The organism is uncultured Boseongicola sp. (assembly GCF_937988555.1).
GTDB lineage: Bacteria > Pseudomonadota > Alphaproteobacteria > Rhodobacterales > Rhodobacteraceae > Boseongicola.
On the sequence record NZ_CALJXO010000194.1, the window covers coordinates 1 to 19481 of the forward strand.

At 58.8% G+C, this 19481-nt stretch carries 18 protein-coding genes, 1 tRNA gene and 1 pseudogene; 11 read left to right on the plus strand and 9 right to left on the minus strand.

Annotated elements, in window-relative coordinates:
• Positions 1–37: 37 nt before the first annotated feature.
• From Q1B15_RS11005 to Q1B15_RS11020, 4 genes are all read right to left on the minus strand, one after another.
• Positions 38–113: transfer RNA gene (locus Q1B15_RS11005), tRNA-Thr, on the minus strand.
• A gap of 44 nt (positions 114–157) precedes the next feature.
• Positions 158–1714 carry a heme biosynthesis HemY N-terminal domain-containing protein gene (locus tag Q1B15_RS11010; protein WP_299753791.1) on the minus strand — a complete coding sequence of 519 codons (1557 nt, stop codon included), beginning with the start codon at positions 1712–1714 and terminating at the stop codon, positions 158–160.
• Between the two features lie 15 nt (positions 1715–1729).
• Positions 1730–3010: a mitofilin family membrane protein gene (locus Q1B15_RS11015; protein WP_299753792.1), complete on the minus strand. Its 1281-nt coding sequence runs from the start codon at positions 3008–3010 to the stop codon at positions 1730–1732.
• A gap of 96 nt (positions 3011–3106) precedes the next feature.
• Positions 3107–3796, minus strand: coding sequence for a uroporphyrinogen-III synthase (locus Q1B15_RS11020; protein WP_299753793.1), 690 nt, complete (start codon positions 3794–3796; stop codon positions 3107–3109).
• Positions 3797–3868: 72 nt separating this feature from the next.
• Between Q1B15_RS11020 and tsaD the strand changes: the two genes are divergently transcribed.
• The 4 genes from tsaD (at position 3869) to Q1B15_RS11040 (ending at position 6798) form a co-directional block, all read left to right on the plus strand.
• Positions 3869–4954: a tRNA (adenosine(37)-N6)-threonylcarbamoyltransferase complex transferase subunit TsaD gene (tsaD, locus tag Q1B15_RS11025; RefSeq protein WP_299753794.1), complete on the plus strand. Its 1086-nt coding sequence runs from the start codon at positions 3869–3871 to the stop codon at positions 4952–4954.
• Complete coding sequence (locus Q1B15_RS11030; RefSeq protein ID WP_299753795.1) at positions 4951–5913, plus strand: NAD(P)H-dependent glycerol-3-phosphate dehydrogenase; 963 nt, start codon at positions 4951–4953, stop codon at positions 5911–5913. Before tsaD ends, Q1B15_RS11030 begins: the two co-directional genes overlap by 4 nt.
• 4 nt (positions 5914–5917) lie before the next feature.
• A complete protein-coding gene (locus Q1B15_RS11035; RefSeq protein ID WP_299753796.1) occupies positions 5918–6331 on the plus strand; it encodes an EVE domain-containing protein in 414 nt (137 codons plus the stop codon).
• Between the two features lie 83 nt (positions 6332–6414).
• Positions 6415–6798, plus strand: a complete 384-nt coding sequence (locus tag Q1B15_RS11040; protein ID WP_299753797.1) for a DUF1761 domain-containing protein — start codon at positions 6415–6417, stop codon at positions 6796–6798.
• 295 nt (positions 6799–7093) lie between these two features.
• Here Q1B15_RS11040 and Q1B15_RS11045 read toward each other — a convergent pair whose 3' ends face one another.
• The 3 genes and pseudogenes from Q1B15_RS11045 to Q1B15_RS11055 all read right to left on the minus strand — a co-directional run bounded on the left by Q1B15_RS11045 (position 7094) and on the right by Q1B15_RS11055 (position 9267).
• Positions 7094–7432, minus strand: a complete 339-nt coding sequence (locus Q1B15_RS11045) for a hypothetical protein (RefSeq protein WP_299753798.1) — start codon at positions 7430–7432, stop codon at positions 7094–7096.
• Positions 7433–7504: 72 nt separating this feature from the next.
• A pseudogene (gene ahcY, locus Q1B15_RS11050) lies at positions 7505–8896 on the minus strand (adenosylhomocysteinase).
• A gap of 65 nt (positions 8897–8961) precedes the next feature.
• Complete coding sequence (locus tag Q1B15_RS11055) at positions 8962–9267, minus strand: hypothetical protein (RefSeq protein WP_299753799.1); 306 nt, start codon at positions 9265–9267, stop codon at positions 8962–8964.
• Between the two features lie 276 nt (positions 9268–9543).
• Between Q1B15_RS11055 and Q1B15_RS11060 the strand changes: the two genes are divergently transcribed.
• Positions 9544–10107 (plus strand): HD family hydrolase, encoded by a 564-nt coding sequence (locus Q1B15_RS11060; RefSeq protein ID WP_299753800.1) that lies wholly within the window; start codon positions 9544–9546, stop codon positions 10105–10107.
• A gap of 2 nt (positions 10108–10109) precedes the next feature.
• Here Q1B15_RS11060 and Q1B15_RS11065 read toward each other — a convergent pair whose 3' ends face one another.
• Together Q1B15_RS11065 and Q1B15_RS11070 are read right to left on the minus strand one after the other, a co-directional pair.
• Positions 10110–10664 carry an ActR/PrrA/RegA family redox response regulator transcription factor gene (locus Q1B15_RS11065; protein ID WP_299753801.1) on the minus strand — a complete coding sequence of 185 codons (555 nt, stop codon included), beginning with the start codon at positions 10662–10664 and terminating at the stop codon, positions 10110–10112.
• A gap of 61 nt (positions 10665–10725) precedes the next feature.
• Complete coding sequence (locus tag Q1B15_RS11070; RefSeq protein WP_299753802.1) at positions 10726–11334, minus strand: SCO family protein; 609 nt, start codon at positions 11332–11334, stop codon at positions 10726–10728.
• A gap of 91 nt (positions 11335–11425) precedes the next feature.
• Between Q1B15_RS11070 and regB the strand changes: the two genes are divergently transcribed.
• From regB to Q1B15_RS11100, 6 genes are all read left to right on the plus strand, one after another.
• The gene (regB, locus tag Q1B15_RS11075) at positions 11426–12817 is read left to right on the plus strand and encodes a sensor histidine kinase RegB (protein WP_299753803.1); all 1392 of its coding nucleotides are present in this window, start codon (positions 11426–11428) and stop codon (positions 12815–12817) included.
• Between the two features lie 580 nt (positions 12818–13397).
• Positions 13398–13874 (plus strand): tRNA (adenosine(37)-N6)-threonylcarbamoyltransferase complex ATPase subunit type 1 TsaE, encoded by a 477-nt coding sequence (gene tsaE, locus Q1B15_RS11080; RefSeq protein ID WP_299753804.1) that lies wholly within the window; start codon positions 13398–13400, stop codon positions 13872–13874.
• Positions 13867–14838 (plus strand): phosphotransferase, encoded by a 972-nt coding sequence (locus tag Q1B15_RS11085; RefSeq protein ID WP_299753805.1) that lies wholly within the window; start codon positions 13867–13869, stop codon positions 14836–14838. Before tsaE ends, Q1B15_RS11085 begins: the two co-directional genes overlap by 8 nt.
• The gene (locus tag Q1B15_RS11090) at positions 14835–15509 is read left to right on the plus strand and encodes a nucleotidyltransferase family protein (protein WP_299753806.1); all 675 of its coding nucleotides are present in this window, start codon (positions 14835–14837) and stop codon (positions 15507–15509) included. The genes Q1B15_RS11085 and Q1B15_RS11090 overlap by 4 nt, the downstream gene beginning before the upstream one ends.
• A complete protein-coding gene (gene addB / locus Q1B15_RS11095; protein ID WP_299753807.1) occupies positions 15502–18483 on the plus strand; it encodes a double-strand break repair protein AddB in 2982 nt (993 codons plus the stop codon). Before Q1B15_RS11090 ends, addB begins: the two co-directional genes overlap by 8 nt.
• Positions 18480–19481: UvrD-helicase domain-containing protein (locus Q1B15_RS11100; RefSeq protein ID WP_299753808.1), on the plus strand; the 1002-nt coding region annotated here is incomplete at its 3' end. The genes addB and Q1B15_RS11100, both read left to right, overlap by 4 nt.

The following is a 19481-nucleotide window of genomic DNA, read 5'->3' on the forward strand; positions in this document are numbered from 1 at the left end:
GTTATGGGCCGAAAGAGGTAATAGCTTTCTAGAATTATGGTGCCGCTGAAGGGACTCGAACCCCCGACCCCATCATTACGAATGATGTGCTCTACCTGATGAGCTACAGCGGCGTATCGCTGCGCCTCCTAGCAAGATTTCGATCCAAAGGATAGATCTAAGTCGCGTCTTTCTTCTGCTCTGCCTCGCCATTTTCCGACGCAAAATCCGCAGGAGGACCATCCGCATTCGCGGTCTGTTTTTCCCCCGTTGCATCTGCTAGCTCGGACTCGGCAACCTCAGCCACAGCATCGATCGTTTCAGCGTCTTCAACATCATCGACTGACACCGGCGGCTCTATCTGTCCAACGATCAACGGCAACATCTCGGCCCCGGTCAGCATTGAAGACGACCCCTCCGGCGGGCGCGTCCAGGCCATCGTATCAAATCCATCGCAATTGTCGCAAATCGGAGACCAAACACCATGCACCGTCTGGCACTTGTTGCAGACCCATTGCGGATCACGTGGCGCTGCCAGTGCGCGCGCAAGCCACCCGCGCACAAGCGCATCATCTGCCCCCGAGCCGCGCTCGACCGCTGCCATAATCGTCAACGTCCGCCCTGTCGGATCGGTTTCTGCCAGATCTCCAAGCGCCTTGCGCGCCGCCGGAAAATCTTCCGCAGCGATCTGAAGCTCTGCCTGCAAAAGTCGCGTCTCTGCGTGATCCCTGTGTTGGTTTGTCAAAACACCAAAGCGCAAGATGCGTTTGCCCGGACTCTCGTTTGGTACAATCCGCGCAAAAGCAGCCGCAAGATCGGGATGCGGCGCAACGTCCCAAGCCTTGCGAATAACTCGGGTCGCATACTTTGGCTTACCTTCAGCAACATAACTGTCTGACGCCATAACCGCTGCCGGGACCAGATCCGGCGACATCTTATTGGCCGCAATCGCCTTCTCACGCGCCTCGATCGAAGCACTTTCATCGACAATATCGCGCGCTTCGCCCAAGGCCAAAACCGCATCACGGCGGCGATGCACGTCGCGCGGTAATGACCCGTACTTCAGCTTCGCACTCAACGTTTTGCGCGCCCCGGACCAATCGTGTTGACCGGCCTGCAAACTCAAAAGAACGTCTTGAGTTTCCTCGTGCTTTGGCTTCAAAGCAAACGCGCGCTCAGCAAGCTTCAGTGCCATGTCCGTGTCGCCATCCAGCAGTTTCTGCCGCATAATCCCGCGCACACCAACAAACCGTGTTCGGTCGTCTTGCAAAAGTTTCTTATAAGCAACCTCGGCCTTCAGCTTGTCGCCGGCCATCTCGGCCGCCTGCGCCGTCAGAAGCGTAGTCAGGTCAGGTCGCTTAAGATACCGCTCAGCCTTTGATGCTTTGGTCAGCGCCAAACGCCCATCGCCGGATGCCACCGCCATCATCCCTTCGGCCAAAGCGTCGTAACCTTTGCGCTCCCGGCCGCGGGCAAAATACCGCGTGATTGCGGTCTCGTCGCCGTTAAGAAACCGCAAAAACGCAACGATCAGACCAAGGGCCTTGAAGGCCAGCCAGGTAACGATGACGAGCCCCACAAGCGCGATCACGGATTCGAGCGCTCCCAAGGTAAACTCGGTATCCGCCACGGACACCCGGACGCCGCCTTCGGCTTCCAGAAGCATTCCCACGCCCCAGGCCGCCGCGCCCACAAGCGCAACAAAGAGGAAGATTCTCAGTAAAGACCAGATCATCTAAAAACGCCTTCCTCAGTTCATTTCATCAGTAAGCGACTGCACCGCTGTCGTCGCGGCCACACGTGTTTCAGCTTGCGCTATCCAACCGCCAAGTGAGGCAATCGCGCCTTCCGGCAATACGGACAGCTCCTCCAACGTTGACGCAAGATCTCCATCGTTCAAAGTGGCCTCGGCCCTCGACAAAACAGCATCAGGATCATCGCCTTCGCGTGCCGACAAGGATCGCGCGTTCGTCTGCTGTCGCAAAAACGCAGCTATCCGCTCGATCGCGCTTGCATCAGCTGGAATGCTTTGGGCATTCCGAAGCGCATCGCGAGCCGCATCCGGAAACTCAGCCCGCAATCCGGCCAATGTCGGAACGCCTTGCTCCGCAACAGCGGCCAATGCTTCGGGCACATTCGGAACGTCGACCAACGCATCTGCAAACGGCGCGCCACTTTCCAGAGCCGCCGAAACCTGCGCAAGCGCCGCACGCTGCATGGCCATTTCAGCAGCGGCCGCGGCGTCCGCTTCAATCTGCTCGGCGCGCGCCTGCGCCGCCTCGACCTCGGCCCTCGCAGCCGCCGCCGCAGCCTCAAGTTCTGCCCGGAAAGTTTCCATCTCAGCCCCGAAGTCTACGGAAGGCGCGGCCTCAATCACTGCGGCCGGCGAATTCTCCAAAACCTCGATCCGAGCAGAAGCAGCAGCCAAATCCCCGGACAGCGCATCAATCCGCTCCGACAGGCCTGCAATCTCATCCTGCACTGGCGTCAAATCCGCCTCAACGGAAATTGGCACAGCGCCAATATCGGCAATCTGCGATTCTAAGGCTGCGATTTGCCCAGCCTGACTATCAAGCTCCGCCTGCATCGCCTCGTTCGGACCCGCGGGAGGATTTGGCCACCCTTCAGGCACCGCGAAGGTTGCAACCAGAAATCCGATAGCGCCTGCTATTAGTCCGCCAAAAATAAGACCAACCGTCGAAGGCCCGGACGGTTCCGGCGGCGGCGCGGGCGACGAGATAGCTTCCGCGACTTCTAAAACTTCTGGCGCAGTTTCATCGACAGCGGTTTCATCGCTCAAAGTGTCTGAAGCATCGCCGTCTTCAGCAATAACCTCTGCGCCCTCGATCAGACCCTCCCCCTCTGACGCTTCCGCGTCATCCGACTCAGGGTTCTCAGAATCTTTTGTTTCAGAGGATTCGGCATCATCGACTTTCGCTGAATCCACGCCGTCAGATTCCAAAGCTTCGCCGTCTTTCGGAGAATTTGTGCTGTCTTTCGACACCTTGGACGAATTTTTGCCGCTAACCAAAGTCAATAACTCCCATCAGTCGCGCGCCCCAGTGGGCCCACCGAAACTACACCAGTAACTGTATTGCGCCACAGCGGTGACAACAAGTAAACGACGCTAAAAGCACCGCACAACTGCCGCGCACATCGCCGCCGAGGATGGCTCTGTCACAATCCTCACGTCTCCACCACCGATCCAGGCCGACGCAACAGTCTCGCTGATCGCAATCACAGTCAAAGGCGCCCGTATGCCCAGCGTTTTGCCTAATAATTCGGCGGTTCGCGCAGAAAAAAGCGGCGCAACAACGGGCGAGGCGCCGAAAAGCAACGCCTCGCCCGCCCGACTCAAGGGCTGCGCAATCTGATCATAGACAATCACATCCTCCGACATGACCCCCCGTTCCTCTAAAGCCGCAACCAAATCCAAGCGGACATGCCGACCTCTGACATACAGACACGGCCCGATAATGGCCTCGCTCCTCTCCAAAAAACTCGAAACGTCGGCCCCCAGAGACACCGCTTCAGCACCGAACTCACGCGCCAGACGCGCCGTCATTTCGCCAACGCAAGCCACGCGGCGCCCCCGCAACGCGCCCTCGTCTGCAAGTCGGCGCACCGCGTGGGAAGATGTCACGGCAATTGTCGCAAACTGGTCTAGATCCGGAATATTCCCGACTTCAACGATCCGTATAACCGGAGCCACAACGGCAGGCACTCGCCGCTCCAAAACTCCCTCGCACTCAGCAAGAAAGGCGCGCGATTGCGCGTCGGGGCGGGTCAATAGAAGGGTCGGCGAAGCGTCGTCCATTCAGGGACCGTTGCTTGTGCGATAGGCCTCTCGGTGTTACCTGCCAATCATTGCTCACGCAAGACAGCGCACATGACAGCCATTCGGACCATCCTTGGAATAGAATCCAGCTGCGACGACACAGCAGCAGCCGTCGTGCAGAACGATAGGACCATTCTGTCATCCGTTGTCGCAGGCCAAGCTGATCTCCACGCCGCGTTTGGAGGTGTCGTTCCGGAAATAGCCGCCCGCGCCCACGCCGAAAAGCTGGACATTGCCGTCGAAAAGGCGCTCGCAGACGCCGGCAAATCTTTAGCCGATATGGACGCCATCGCTGTGACCGCAGGCCCTGGCCTCATTGGTGGCGTTATTTCTGGCGTCATGATGGCCCGAGGCCTAGCTGCCGGATCCGGCAAGCCACTGATTGGTGTAAACCACCTCGCGGGCCACGCCCTTACACCCCGCCTGACCGACGATCTGACATTCCCATACCTGATGCTTCTCGTCTCTGGTGGCCACTGCCAATTCCTTACAGTCCACGGCCCCGATAGCTTCACCCGGCTGGGCGGCACCATCGATGACGCGCCAGGCGAAGCTTTCGACAAGGTTGCCCGCCTCCTTGGCTTGCCGCAACCTGGCGGCCCGGCCCTCGAACAAGAGGCGCGCAAAGGCAACGCGAAACACTTTACTCTGCCGCGCCCGCTGCTGAATCGTCCGGGCTGCGACATGAGCTTCTCAGGCCTCAAAACCGCTGTCCTTCGGGAGCGCGACAAGCTTGTCGACGCACAAGGTGGCATCACGCAACAGAATCGCTCCGACCTATGCGCGGGGTTTCAAACGGCCGTATCAGACGTGCTTGCTCAAAAATCCCGCTGTGCTCTTGCCGAATATCTGAAATTGAACCCCGAGAACCCGGCGCTCGCCGTCGCGGGCGGGGTCGCCGCAAATATTCAGATCCGCGACGCTCTCCAGTCGGTTTCCCTGCAAGCCCGCGTCGCGTTTACCGCCCCGCCGCTCGCGCTTTGCACCGACAATGCTGCGATGATCGCCTGGGCAGGCCTCGAACTTGACGCTATCAACCACCCCGGGCTCATTCCACTTATTGCCCGCCCGCGATGGCCGCTTGACGCAACAAGCCCAGCCATGCTCGGCTCCGGTAAGAAAGGGGCAAAGGCATGAGCCACACCGCCGTTATCGGCGCAGGTGCGTTTGGCACATCACTCGCCATCGCGCTTTCACTTAATGGTGCGCCCGTAACACTCTGGTGTCGTGACGACGAGACCGCCGAGACCATGCGCAGGGGACGTAAGTCACCGCGCCGCCTGCCCGGACATGATTTGCCCAAAAGCCTGGCCATCTCGGGCAACCTCGCAGAAATCGAGGCCGACACCCTCCTGATCGCGGTCCCGATGCAATCACTCGCAACCTTCCTTGCCGCCGCTCCGGACTGGTCCGGGCGCACACTGGTTGCGTGTTGCAAGGGCATCGACCGCCAGACAGGCCTTGGCCCGGTCGCAACCTTGAAAGCAAAGGCTGAAAACTCAAATGCCGCACTGATAACCGGCCCAAGCTTCGCCACCGACATTGCTCGTGGCCTGCCCACCGCACTTACGCTCGCGGCAGAAACCGAAGCGCGGGCGCTTAGCCTTCAAGCAACCCTCTCCCGGCCGGCTCTCCGCCTCTATCGCACCACAGACACCGTCGGCGCCGAACTTGGCGGTGCCCTGAAGAACGTGATCGCGCTAGCAGCTGGCATGGCCATCGGCGCAGGCTTCGGTGACAGCGCCCGCGCCGCAGTTATCGCGCGTGGCTTCGCTGAAATGACACGCTACGCGGTGGCGAAGGGCGCACATCCAGAGACCCTGCAGGGCCTGTCGGGTCTTGGTGATCTCGTCTTAACCTGCACCTCAGACAAATCCCGAAACTTTTCTGCAGGCGTTGCATTTGGGCGCGGCGATCAGCCTGACATGACCTCAACAATCGAGGGCATCGCCACCGCAGAAGCTCTTGCGACCGAAGCCAGTGCCCAAAACCTTAACCTTCCCCTAACCATTGCAATTCACGCCGTGGCCACGGGGAAAATGGCCGTCGAAGACGCCGTCGGCGCCCTCCTTTCCCGGCCGGTCAAACAGGAGTAATCCCATGCGCTACTGGCTCTTCAAATCTGAAACCTCGACCTGGGGCTGGGACCAACAGGTCGCCAAAGGCGACGCCGGCGAAGAGTGGGATGGCGTGAGAAACTATCAGGCCCGCAACTTTATGCGCGAAATGGAAGTCGGCGACCGCGGCTTCTTTTACCATTCGCAAAAAGATCGCGAGATCGTCGGCATCATCGAAGTGATCGCCAAAGCCCACCCCGACAGCACAACAGACGATGACCGTTGGGAATGCGTTGACATCAAGGCCGTCAAGGCGCTCTCCACGCCCGTACACCTTGATGCCATCAAGGCAGATGAGCGCCTCGCGGATATGGTGCTCGTAAAAAATTCCCGCCTGTCCGTGCAGCCCGTCACAGATGACGAATGGCGCATTATTTCTGATCTTGGCGGGCTTTAGAAACGCTGGCTTTCAAACAAAGCTAGGCGGATACGCAAAGGCGTCCGATACTCGCGCCATAAAAACAGCGAGGGACAAACAACATGGGATTTCTCAGCGTAGTAGCGGCCGCAACGGCCGCGTGGATATTCGGAGCGATCTGGTACGGCGTTGTCGGTAAACAGTGGATGGCCGCGTCGGGCCTGACCGAAGAATCCGTCAACCGCAGCAACCCAGCACCCTACATCGTCAGCTTCCTGTGCGCGCTTCTTGTGGCGGGTATGATGCGGCATGTACTTGTAACATCAGGCGTCGAGACTGTGGGCAAGGGTCTGCTGACAGGGCTCGGCCTTGGTCTTTTCATCGCCGCGCCTTGGGGTGTCACCAATGTGCTGTTTGCCCAGCGCGATCGTGCGTTGATCTGGATGGATGGGGTCTACCCTACTGTCGGAATGGCGTTGATGGGGGTTGTGCTGGTTCTGGTGTGAATGACCACGGCGGTGCTGAAATCAGGCTACTGCCGATCTCTCGCCGACCAATCGTCGTCTGCGTGCGAAGTTGGTCGGCGTGCAGCGCGTTAAAATCAGGGCCAAGGCAATGGCGTGCAGTTCGCAGTGCAGCCCGCAAAAACGCCTGTTCTTCTGGTGCACGGTTCCAATCACACTTCAACAATAACGAACGTCACTCTTGAAATTGAAGCCCAGACACATCAGTCGCCCTCCCTGCGACATGTGTTGACCGCCTAGCGCCATCTCCGGAAGACGTAGGCATCCGACGACAGGCCTAGCTTGAGAGATGAACGATGCGCGTGACGTCTGCCCCTAGGACTTCAACAGCCAGGCCTTGAAGACCGTGCCGCTCCCAAAGCGCAAGCCTCAGCGAAATGGAGCAGTTCATCTCAACAGTAGCCATCGACAAACTCACAGCCCCAATAGCGACAGGGTCATAACGTCCGAGGTGTGAACAGCCGCAATGCAGCCCTGCAACGATCCGGAGTGTAAGGCCAGCCTTCCAGCGCGCTGGCGGCAAATAGGGATCCGACACACTAAGTGGGACTGTGGGGTTCCATTCTGCGGGCAATGGTCTGTCTGGACGCAACCTGACGACAGTTGCGATCGCCACCTTAAAACGCCGGACAAGACGCGAATATCCATCAGGGCAGCAAAGGGGCGCAGCTTCCCGCGCCCCGTTTAATCAATAGCGATAGTGTTCAGGCTTGAACGGTCCTTCCGGAGAGACGCCGATATAGGCTGCCTGATCGGCCTTCAGCACGGTCAGCTTCGCGCCAACCCGCGCCAGGTGCAGTCGAGCGACTTTCTCGTCCAGGTGCTTGGGCAGAATATGAACCGTGTTGTCATAGTGATCACCCTTGGTCCAAAGCTCGATCTGCGCCAGAACCTGGTTTGAAAAGCTCGCAGACATAACGAACGAAGGATGCCCGGTTGCGTTGCCAAGGTTCAAAAGACGCCCCTCAGAAAGCAGAATGATCCGGTTGCCCGAAGGCATCTCGATCATGTCGACCTGCTCTTTGATGTTCGTCCATTTGTGGTTCTTCAGGCTTGCCACCTGAATTTCGTTGTCGAAGTGGCCGATATTTCCAACGATGGCCATATCCTTCATCTCTCGCATATGCTCGATGCGGATGACGTCTTTGTTGCCAGTTGTCGTGATAAAGATGTCCGCCGAAGGGATTTCGTCTTCCAGAAGCGTCACCTCAAAGCCGTCCATCGCGGCCTGAAGTGCACAAATTGGATCAACCTCGGTTACTTTTACCCGCGCGCCCGCACCGCGAAGCTACGCCGCCGATCCTTTGCCTACGTCGCCGTACCCCATGACAACGGCCACTTTGCCAGCCATCATCGTGTCAGTCGCGCGGCGAATACCGTCAACCAGCGATTCCTTACAACCGTACTTGTTATCGAACTTTGACTTTGTAACACTGTCATTGACGTTGATTGCGGGGAACGGAAGTTGGCCCTGCTTCACCAACTCATACAAGCGGTGCACGCCAGTCGTCGTTTCTTCAGAAACGCCTTTGATCTGATCACGCATCTTGGTGAACCAGCCGGGGCTTGCAGCCATCCGTTTCTTAATCTGAGCAAAAACCGCTTCTTCTTCTTCTGACTTGGCGATCAAGATCAGATCGCTTTCGCCATTCTCAACCCGGGATCCAAGAAGGATATAGAGGGTCGCGTCGCCGCCATCATCCAGGATAAGGTTGGGGCCATCCTCAAACATGAAGGATCGATCGAGATAATCCCAGTGCTCGACCAGGCTCTGGCCTTTAATGGCAAAGACTGGCGTACCACCCGCCGCAATAGCTGCTGCAGCATGGTCTTGGGTCGAGAAGATATTACACGAGGCCCAGCGCACATCAGCACCAAGCACCACCAAAGTCTCAATCAAGACTGCGGTTTGGATAGTCATATGAAGCGATCCAACGATGCGCGCGCCCTTAAGCGGCTTGCTTTCGCCGAACTCCTCGCGCAAAGCCATCAGGCCCGGCATCTCAGTCTCAGCAATATCAAGCTCTTTGCGCCCAAATTCCGCCAGAGAGATGTCTTTTACTACGTAATCGTTGGCCATAAGACCCGCTCCTTAATCAGTTCAACGGGTCAGATAGCACCAGGTATAGTCCCCGGCAACCAACGTCAGCTTTTGATACCTGCCGGCGTCCTAAGATTGGGCCCTGCCTCGCGCCAATTTGTGCCCGACGCCATGATACACGACAGCCCATTCGGGCGCGTCATCAAGATAGTCCAAGTGCCTTTTTCTTCCGAAAACCAGACCTCGAATACAGAACTCGAGCTCTGTAGCCCGCCGCCTGCGAAAACTTCGCCATAGCGGCCCTCCAGTTTTTCCACCACCATATCCCGCTCTGCGCAGGCTGCCTGGGCTTGGATCGTCGTTGGCAGAACAGCTGCCAAAAGGGTCAGGCTTGTGAGGATGCGTCGCATCATGTCTCCTTTCTGCGGCGTCTGGCCGCTTTGCCTGTGTCTCCTCCCGGTCTTTCGATCACTGGTACTGTGTTGATTGTTTCCAAATCGTGACTGAAGCTACCCATTTTAACGGGCATTTTAACTTCTCAAGTTTTAGCGATAGGGGTGAATTGTGCCAGAATCTGGGCCTGAATTTGGGTATTTCCATGCCGAGGCACCTTGACGCCCTGATGCACTTTGCCCCACATCCCCACCATGCGAGCTTTCAAAAAACCCCCACGCGCATGGCAGCGAATGCTATCTGGCCGACGCCTCGACCTGCTCGACCCAACACCGGTCGACATCGAAATCGAAGACATTGCGCATGGCTTGGCCTTTGTTGCGCGCTGGAACGGTCAGACCATAGGCGACTTTGCCTATTCCGTTGCAGAACACTCGCTGCTTGTGGAAGAAATCTTCGCGCGCATCAATCCTGACGCCCCCGCAAAATGGTGCCTTGCGGCGCTTCTTCACGATGCGCCAGAGTACGTCATCGGCGACATGATTTCGCCGGTGAAGGCTTCTGTCGGACCAGGATACGGAGCGCTGGATGATCGTTTGGCAGCCGCCGTCCACCTTCGTTTCGGCTTGCCTGCAACACTACCGATTTCCATCAAGAAAAAGATTAAAAAGGCCGACAAGATTTCTGCTTGGCTCGAAGCAGTGCAGGTGGCCGGGTTCACGCTCACCGAGGCAAACAAATTCTTCGGGGCCCCGGACGACGCGGTCGCCCAAGGCCTCAAGATTGTTCTACGTCCGCCTGTTGAGGTCCGCGAGGCCTACGTCGCGCGTCACAACACGCTCATTGCCCTGCTTTAAACCTACCTCGGCGACCGCTTCGCCAAAATCCGCTGAAGGGTGCGTCGATGCATGCTCAGGCGACGCGCGGTTTCGCTGACATTGCGATCACACAACTCATACACTCGCTGAATATGCTCCCAACGCACACGATCCGCGCTCATTGGGTTCTCCGGGGGCGGCGGCAACTCGTCATCAGTCGCCAGCAATGCCGCTGTCACGTCATTGGCATCAGCAGGTTTCGACAAATAATCCGTCGCGCCGATCTTCACGGCCGCAACAGCCGTAGCAATCGCGCCATATCCGGTCAGCACCACTACGCGGCTGTCCTCTCGGCGCTCGCGAATACGCTCGACTACGTCAAGCCCATTCCCATCACCCAACCGCAAGTCAACGACTGCGTAGGCTGGAGGGCGCGCCGTCGCAATCGCCGTCCCTGCGGCAACAGTTTCGGCCGTCTCGACTTCAAAACCACGCTTTTCCATTGCCCTCGCGAGACGCCGCAGAAATGGCTCGTCGTCATCAACGATCAAAAGCGATTTGTCGGCCCCAATGTCTTTAAGCGGTTGGTCGGCCATATATTCCTCCTGCCCCATTGTCCGGAACCCTAGGGCGACGACCCCCATGCGTCAAACAAAGTCAGTTAGCTGCGATATGACAGGCCGTCTGCTCTGCCATTTCTTCGGGCTGCACATCTCGCCCGAAGTACGAAGCAAGACCAGTGTTAGGTAGCATCAGATAGGTGAATGTCGAATGATCCATCAGATAAAACTCTCCCTCACCTGTGCCCCTCGCATAGTAAGTCTTATAGGCCTGACTTGCCGCCTTGACCTGCTCGGGGCTCCCGGTCAAACCGATCATCTTCGGATGCATGTCGGCCGCATATTGAGCGACAATCTCCGGCGTGTCGCGCTCCGGGTCAATCGAGATAAACACCGGCGTTACATCAAGCCCCTGCTCAGCCAGGATATCAACGGCGATCGCATTGCGCGCCACATCGAACGGACAAACATCGGGGCAGAACGTGTACCCAAAGTACACAAGCGTCGGCCCATCAATCACATCGCCATCCGTCACAAGCATGCCGTCCCCGTTCATCAACTCAAATGGACCGCCGATTGCTACATTCCCGCCAGCAATCGCGTTTCCGCCGCAGGAGCTCTCCTGATTAAGCGCCGTCCAAACCGCCGCGCCACCGATTGCAACGGCAAGCACCGCCGAAGTCGCCCCAACATAGACCCTATTCATCCGCTTCCCTCCTCAGGTACCTTTGATCGCATTGATCCGGCATGCGAAAGCTGTCTACAAGAAGACAGCTTGCCCCGCACACGAGGAAGTGATGGTCGATCAGCCCGGCTTCAACTCCAAAATCAACCGCTCGAACTGGGTTCGCCTCAGAACACTTATCGTATTGCGCTGGGTCGCCATTGGCGGACAGCTTGCCGCAATCACCGTTGCACAACGGCTTTTTGACCTCGACCTGAATCTGGGCCTCTGCTTTCTTGCCATCAGCGCTTCGATCGTCGCCAATCTGGTGGCCGTCTTCGTTTTCCCGGAAAACAAGCGGCTGACCGAATTTGAGGTCGCGTGGATGCTATTGTTTGACATCGGCCAACTGGCATTTCTGCTTGCGCTGACCGGCGGTTTGAACAACCCATTCGCGCTTCTGATCATGGCCCCTGTCACCATCTCAGCGACAGCGCTTAAACCCGGAACCACTGCGCTCCTCGGGGCGGCAACCATCGGCTTTATCAGCATAGTCGCCATGTGGCATCTGCCGCTTCGCACTGAGGACGGCTTTATTATGCAGATGCCGCAGGACTTCGTGATCGGGTTTTGGACCGCTCTTGTGATCGGCGTCATGTTCCTAGGCCTGTTTGCAAGCCGAATTACTGCCGAAGTTCACGCCATGTCAGATGCGCTCACCGCTACGCAAATGGCGCTCGCGCGCGAGCAAAAGCTGACCGATCTCGGCGGGGTTGTTGCGGCTGCGGCCCACGAGCTTGGCACACCTCTGGCCACGATCAAGCTCGCCAGCGCCGAACTCATCGACGAACTGGATGATCCGCAGCTCAAAGAAGACGCTATGCTGATCAGGGATCAAGCCGACCGGTGCCGCGACATCCTACGCTCCATGGGTCATGCCGGCAAAGATGATTTGCTGATGCGCCGCGCACCGCTAAGCGCGGTCGTCCGCGAAGCTGCCGAACCGCACGAGAATCGCGGCAAGAACGTCCACTACGATATTGCCGCGCTGACCCTTGGCGGTCCAAAGCAACCCACCATCGACCGCCACCCTGAGATCATCCACGGACTGCGCAATCTCGTGCAAAATGCCGTCGATTTTGCCGCTGCAAATGTCTGGATCGATGTGGGCTGGGACAACGAGACCATTGTGCTGACGATTTCTGACGACGGGCCCGGGTTCTCTTCGCAAGTTATGGGCCGGATCGGTGATCCCTTCGTGAGCGAGCGCAACAAGGGCTCCTCAAGCCAGCGGCCGGGTTACGATGGAATGGGCCTCGGGCTTTTTATTGCGAAAACCCTTCTGGAACGCTCCGGCGCTGAATTAAGTTTCGCCAACGGTGGCGATGCCGGCAGCGCAGCACCCCAGTTCGAAATCCGATCCGGCGCCATCGTTCAGGCGCGGTGGCCACTGGACCGCATCGGGGCGACATCTGACAGCGAGCGCCCAGCCCTTGGTGAGAATATCGCGATAGAAGCGACCTAAATTCTAAAAAACGCTGCCGAAGGCGGGAGCTGCTGCGAAGTCTGGTCAATTGCCGGAAATCTCGCCTATCGCATCACGGGACGCACGCACCCTGGCGGCGCCATCGCTTTTCTTGTGGAGGACGTATCCGCCGAAATGTCGCTCACCAGGCAGTTCCGCCACGAGATCGCACTCAGCCAAACCCTGCTCGACACCATCGAGCTTTGGTTTCGCTTCCAGGCGTCTTTCTCCTAACCAAAAAACGCCTACGGTCGCCTCTGGCGCGTCGATCCCAACTCGCTTATCGCAGAAACTTCCATTTTTCACGCCAGTCGTGATTGGCGCGACCGCTCGCTGCCAACGCCGGTCTGGGGGGATTTGCGCTCGTTTGCCCTCAACCAAACGAGCGCGCCGAACGGACCGCCCCTGTGATCGTGACCAACGGGCGGGTCATCGAGAGCCGCCTTCTCCCTATTGCCGGCGGCGGCACGTAGATCATCTTCCAAATCAATGGCGGGGCCGAAACGCGTCCTAGCGAACAGTTGTGTCAAGCTGCCTAATCCGCCTTGCGGCTCCGCGCCCGCAGCGCCAAGGTGGAACTATGCTATCGCCAGCTTCCGTCCATATTGTGCTTCCCGGCCCAGACGACACAGCCGCCGTCGCCGCCCGCCTTGCGCCACATCTGCGCGCAGGTGACTGTCTTCTTTTGACCGGAACCCTTGGCGCCGGGAAAACCCATTTCGCGCGCGCAATCATCCAGAAAAGACTATCTGATTCAGGCCTTTGGGAAGATGTGCCGTCGCCAACCTATACCCTTGTTCAAACCTATGACGACGGGGTTTGTGCGCTTTGGCACGCCGACCTATACCGTCTTACTGACCCCAACGAAATCATCGAGCTTGGGCTAGACGACGCGCGCGAAACGGCAATCACTCTAATCGAATGGCCCGATCGCCTCGGAAGTCTCGCGCCAAAAGACGCCCTGCGGATAACACTGGCTATGGACGGAGATGGCCGCACCCTTACTGCGTCGTGGGACGACCCGCGTCTGTCCATTCTCGGTGCAGAGAATGCCTAACAAGCGCGACTCATTCCTTGCCAGCGCAGGCTGGGCTGACGCCGCGCACTCCCCCGTCGCAGGAGACCTTTCGATCCGCCAGTATACGCGGCTCTCGAAAGGCAGTGCCTCCTCAATTCTGATGGAGTGCGGCCCTGCTATCGACACGTCGCTGTCCGACTTCCTCAAGATGACCGAATGGCTCCGCGCTCAGGGCCTGTCCGCGCCCGAGATATTTGCAGCCGACACCGCCGCTGGCCTCATCCTTCTGGAAGACTTCGGAAATGCCCAGCTCACAACGCTGATTGCACAAGATCCGACCTGCCAAATGCCCCGATACGACACACTCCTCGATACGCTGATCACCATCAGAAACGCGCCGCCGCCAAGCCTTGCAACACCCTCCGCCCGTGTGTTTTGCGAAGCTACCAAGCTGGTCGACATTTGGTATCCGGCAGCAAATACATCCGGCCTAGACGCATTTCGTGCCGGTTTAGAGACTGTTTTGGAGAAAGTGCTGCGCGCGCCGGCCACCGTTAGCCTGCGCGATTTCCATGCCGACAACATAATCTGGCTCCCCGAGAGAACGAACGCTCGCAAGCCCGGACTTCTTGATTATCAGGACGCTTTCCTCACGCATCCCGCCTATGACTTAATGTCCCTTCTGACAGACGCCCGCACCGATGTTGCTCCGAGCTTGCGTCGCGAGATGATTGCAGTCTACGCCTACCGCACAGGCGACAGCGTCGAGGCCCTCACCGAGGCGTTCTCGGCTTTTGGCGCCCAGCGCAATCTTCGCATTCTCGGCATTTTCGCCCGTGCCGCGCGACGCGACGGGAAAACCCAGCACCTCAAGGCTCTACCCCGTGTCTACGGGTATCTCAGTGAGTGCTGCTCCCACCCGTCTCTCGCCCCTTTCGCAGGGGATCTCACCGCCGCGCTGCCAGCGCCCGACGCCCGGATGATCGAAAGCCTGGCCCTATGATGCCCACTGACATCACGCTTATGATCTTCGCGGCTGGCTTCGGCACGCGGATGGGAGACCTGACACACGACACGCCCAAGCCGATGCTCCCTCTGCGCGGCAAGCCAATGATTGACCACACCATAGATTTGGCGAAAATTGCTGGAATAGAGACGATTTATGCAAACACACACTATAGGCACGAGGCCATTGCCCCACATCTGGAAAGCAGAGGCGTCACGGTTCTGCATGAAGCCCCCGACATCCTCGATACCGGCGGAGGCCTCAAGGCCGCACTCGGTCATATTGGCTCGCCAACCCTGACGATTAATCCAGACTGTGACTGGTCCGGCCCCAACCCGCTGATCCATCTCATAGAAAGCTGGCAGGCTGACATGCAAGCGTTGCTCCTGGTCGTTCCCCCTGAGCGCGCCATCAATCGGACGGCAGAGGGTGATTTCAGTCTGTGCGGGACGCGTCTCACTCGCAGTGGCGATATGGTCTACACCGGTGCGCAACTCATCCGGACCGAACGCCTCACCGCGATCCCTGATCGTGTCTTCTCGCTTAACGCCTACTGGGATCATCTTGCCGAAACAGGCGATCTCCACGCCACGATCTACCCCGGTCGCTGGACTGACATCGGTACAAAAGCGGCTCTATCAAGGGCAAACGAGGCTTCTGGTGTTTGAGTCAGCCCAGAAGCCCCGCCTCTTCGGTGTACCGCTCGGCGTGGATTTCCCCGCCGATATCGTCGATCGCTGCCTTAAGGCATATCGCGATCAGCCCCCAGACGCCCTCGCCCGCCTTCACATCATCGTTAACACCGAACGGATGCGCCGCCGTCTGATTGACCTCTTTTCGGACGGTACGGCGCGCTTGCTGCCCCGCATTACCCCTCTCACCGCAATTGACCGCCTTGTTCCCGGCGCACCGCTTCCCACCGCAACCTCCAAACTGCACCGCACCCTGGAGCTCGCCCGCTTGATTAAGCCGCTCCTGGATGCGCCCGACCCGCCCGCGCCCAAAAGCGCGCTGTTCGACCTTGCCGACAGTCTCGCCGCTCTTCTCGACGAGCTCCACGGAGAAGCCGTCGATCCAGAAACGCTCCTCTCACTCGAAGTTCGGGACGAGTCCCACCATTGGCGCCGCAGTCTCGACTTTCTCAGCATTGTACAGCGCTACATCAACCTAAGCGGCACGACGCAAGCTGACCCCGACGCCCGACTTCGTGCGGCCACCGAAGTCCTCATTGATCGCTGGGCCGCGCGGCCGCTGGAAACGCCTGTGCTACTCGTCGGCTCCACCGGCTCGCGCGGCACCACATTCGACCTCATGACCGCCGTCGCCCGGCTCCCTCAGGGCGCGGTCGTCCTGCCCGGCTATGACCCTGATCTTCCAGAGGACGTGTGGACAACGTTGACAGACACCGAAGACTTCAGTCTTGAGGATCACCCCCAGTACCGGTTCGCAACGCTCGCCAAAGCGCTTGATCTCAATCCAAAAACCGAGATCCCAATCTGGACCAGTCGCTCTCCCGACCCCCTCCGAAACAAGCTCATTTCTCTGTCCTTGCGCCCTGCCCCCGTGACAAGCCAATGGCGCGCCGAAGGTCCAAAGCTTGGCGATCTAGGCTCCGCGACAAGAGGTCTGTCGTTGATCGAAGCGCCCCAGCCCCGCGACGAAGCGCTCGCGATTGCCGTTGCGTTGCGCGAAGCCGTCGAGAACGGCGAGACGGCGGCTCTGATCACACCCGACCGGACCCTTGGGCGTCGTGTCGCAGCAGCACTCACCCGCTGGAACATCATTCCCGATGACAGCGCCGGGCGCCCATTATCGCTCACGCCACCAGGTCGATTCCTACGGCACGTCGCGATCCTTTTAAAGGAAAGCCCTGGCGCTGAAGACATCATCGCACTGCTGAAGCATCCGATTACGCGAACCGACGGAACTGATCGTGGCGAGCACCTGCGCGCCACGCGTGAGTTTGAGCTGTTCCTGAGGCGCGAGGGGGAGGTGGCTATTACAGCCGAAACGCTCGATGCCTTTACTCTCCCGGAAAAGAAGCCAGAGTTCACAAACTGGGCGGCATGGCTCAAGACCATTCTCCGCGATCTGGCCAAACCCCCCGATGAGACTTTGGGTGCCGCCATCACGACGCATATCATGCTTGCAGAACGCATTGCGCAAGGCCCGGACGGAACCGGGACGGGCGAGCTTTGGGAAAAAGAGGCCGGCCGCGACACGCGTCAGGCACTCGTTTCGCTCCAGGACCCTAAGATCGCGGAAACGCCCTTAAGCCTTCCTGACTACCGCGCCCTTTTCGAGAAAACTCTCGCCAGCGGAAACACACGCGCCACGGACGCTTCGCATCCAAACGTTGTCGTTTGGGGCACTCTTGAGGCGCGTGTCATGGGTGTTGATCTTGCCATTCTTGGCGGCCTCAACGAAGGCGTCTGGCCCGCACGCCCCGATCCCGACCCGTGGCTGTCGCGCAAAATGCGCAGGCAAGCAGGTCTATTGTCACCAGAGCGTGAGATTGGCCTCTCGGCCCATGACTACCAACAGGCCATCGCCGCCCCCCGGGTGATCATTTCGCGCGCGCGGCGCGATGAGGACGCTGAAACTGTTCCCGCGCGATGGCTCAATCGCCTGACGAACCTGTTAAGCGGGCTGTCCGGCGAAGCGCCCGGTACACCTATCGCCGAAATGCGCGCTCGCGGCGCGCGCTACCTTCAGATCGCCACCCAACTTGACACACCTGAAGCCGCCCCCGCGCCCGCAATCCGCCCAGCCCCTGCGCCGCCCCTCAGCGCAAGAACACTGTCCTATACAGTCACCGACATCGAAAAGCTGATCCGCGATCCTTACGCCATCTACGCGCGCTATACCCTTCAACTTAAGGCTCTACAGCCGCTTCGCCCCGAACCGAACGCGGCAATGCGCGGCACAGTCTTTCACAGTATTGCCGAAACCTTTCTCACCTCCGCCCCCCTCTCAGGCCCAGAAACCGACGCCCAGCGTTTCCTTGAAATCGCGCAAGCTGAACTGGCAGCCAGCGTTCCCTGGCCCTCGGTCCGCGCGCAATGGCTGGGACATCTTTCGGCCATTGCGGATCAGTTCATCGCCGACGAAGCGCGCCGCCAACAGGACGCCACGCCTTTGGGCCAGGAAATTGAAGGGACCGTCGCCCTCCCTGGCTCGCCCTTTCGACTGCGCGGCAAGGCGGATCGCATTGATCGACGCTCCGATGGCCGGCTTGTGATTTACGACTACAAGACTGGCTCTCCCCCAAGCGAGAAGGAAATGCGCTACTATAAACGTCAACTTCTCGTCGAAGCTGTGATGGCTGAACATGGCGCATTTGGAGACATCCCCGCCACAGCTGTGGCCCGCGTTGATCACATCGGACTAAATCGCGCATTGAAGCAAACAGGCGTGCCGCTGGATTACTACAAAGCCGCGCGGTCCGAAGAGATCGACTATCGCACCGTCACAATCGAGGCCGAGCTTCGCCAACTTCTCAACCACTTCCATCAGGAAGCCCAAGGCTACATGTCCCGCCGCGCGATGGAGCGCGTCCGCTTTAGTGGCGATTTCGACCATCTCGCACGTTTTGGTGAATGGGACGAAACGCAGGATCCCAAAAAGGTGATCCTAAAATGAAACCGTTGACCCCAGCCTCAATTGCCCAGAACACCGCAGCCGACCCAAACGCCTCGACATGGCTCTCCGCCAACGCAGGTTCCGGCAAAACCCGCGTTCTGACCGATCGTGTTGCGCGCCTGCTGTTGCACGGCACCAACCCGCAAAGCATTCTTTGCCTGACCTACACCAAAGCCGCCGCCACGGAGATGCAGAACCGTCTGTTCAAGCGTCTCGGCGAATGGTCGATGCTGGACGACGACGCATTGCGCGCTGGCCTTGCCGAGCTGGGAGAAGACGCGCCCCCAAGCCTCGACCGTGCCCGCACTCTTTTCGCCCGCGCAATCGAAACTCCCGGCGGCCTCAAGATCCAAACAATCCACTCGTTTTGTGCAGCACTTTTGCGGCAATTTCCAGTCGAAGCCGGTGTCTCGCCGCAGTTCCGCGAACTTGACGACATTGGCCGCAACGAAATCTTTTTAGACGTCCTTGACGCGCTTGCTGAAAACAAACTCCCATCAATACCGGCTCTAACACGGCACTTTGCAGGCGAATCTCTCGTTGATCTCGCTGTCTCCATTGCTGGAGCAAGCGAGAACTTCCTGCCTGCCAACGCGCCCGCACCAACGCGATCCGATATCTTTGCGCATCTGGGCGCGGACCCGACAGCCACACCACAAGGCATTCTCGACGCAACAATTTCGCCTGGCGATTGGGACTTCCTGAAGTCCCTCGCGCCGCTCCTCGCCCAAGCCGAAAAGCCAACCGACACGACCCTAGGTCTCTGGCTTGCAGGGCTAGCCGAGAAACCGTGTTATGAATCGATTGCTGTCCTCGAAGACAAGCTGCTATCCGGCGCGAAAACCAAGGCGCCCTTCACAGCCAAAACAACCAGCCTCCCAACCAAGGACTTTCGAAACGGTCCCTTCGCCCCACATGGCGCGCGATTCCAATCCATCATGGAAGCGCTGGAAGTCAGGCGACCCGCGCGGGGCGCCTTCGAGGCCGCTGGAAAAACC

What these genes read in the sequence shown, in the direction of transcription:
- Q1B15_RS11070 (WP_299753802.1), bottom strand. Translation starts at nt 11,334, where the DNA reads ATGAATAGGGTCTATGTTGGGGCGACTTCGGCGGTGCTTGCCGTTGCA.
- tsaD (WP_299753794.1), top strand. Translation starts at nt 3,869, where the DNA reads ATGACAGCCATTCGGACCATCCTTGGAATAGAATCCAGCTGCGACGAC.
- regB (WP_299753803.1), top strand. Translation starts at nt 11,426, where the DNA reads ATGGTCGATCAGCCCGGCTTCAACTCCAAAATCAACCGCTCGAACTGG.
- Q1B15_RS11020 (WP_299753793.1), bottom strand. Translation starts at nt 3,796, where the DNA reads ATGGACGACGCTTCGCCGACCCTTCTATTGACCCGCCCCGACGCGCAA.
- Q1B15_RS11030 (WP_299753795.1), top strand. Translation starts at nt 4,951, where the DNA reads ATGAGCCACACCGCCGTTATCGGCGCAGGTGCGTTTGGCACATCACTC.
- Q1B15_RS11055 (WP_299753799.1), bottom strand. Translation starts at nt 9,267, where the DNA reads ATGCGACGCATCCTCACAAGCCTGACCCTTTTGGCAGCTGTTCTGCCA.
- tsaE (WP_299753804.1), top strand. Translation starts at nt 13,398, where the DNA reads ATGCTATCGCCAGCTTCCGTCCATATTGTGCTTCCCGGCCCAGACGAC.
- Q1B15_RS11035 (WP_299753796.1), top strand. Translation starts at nt 5,918, where the DNA reads ATGCGCTACTGGCTCTTCAAATCTGAAACCTCGACCTGGGGCTGGGAC.
- Q1B15_RS11060 (WP_299753800.1), top strand. Translation starts at nt 9,544, where the DNA reads ATGCTATCTGGCCGACGCCTCGACCTGCTCGACCCAACACCGGTCGAC.
- Q1B15_RS11085 (WP_299753805.1), top strand. Translation starts at nt 13,867, where the DNA reads ATGCCTAACAAGCGCGACTCATTCCTTGCCAGCGCAGGCTGGGCTGAC.
- Q1B15_RS11065 (WP_299753801.1), bottom strand. Translation starts at nt 10,664, where the DNA reads ATGGCCGACCAACCGCTTAAAGACATTGGGGCCGACAAATCGCTTTTG.
- Q1B15_RS11090 (WP_299753806.1), top strand. Translation starts at nt 14,835, where the DNA reads ATGATGCCCACTGACATCACGCTTATGATCTTCGCGGCTGGCTTCGGC.
- Q1B15_RS11010 (WP_299753791.1), bottom strand. Translation starts at nt 1,714, where the DNA reads ATGATCTGGTCTTTACTGAGAATCTTCCTCTTTGTTGCGCTTGTGGGC.
- Q1B15_RS11040 (WP_299753797.1), top strand. Translation starts at nt 6,415, where the DNA reads ATGGGATTTCTCAGCGTAGTAGCGGCCGCAACGGCCGCGTGGATATTC.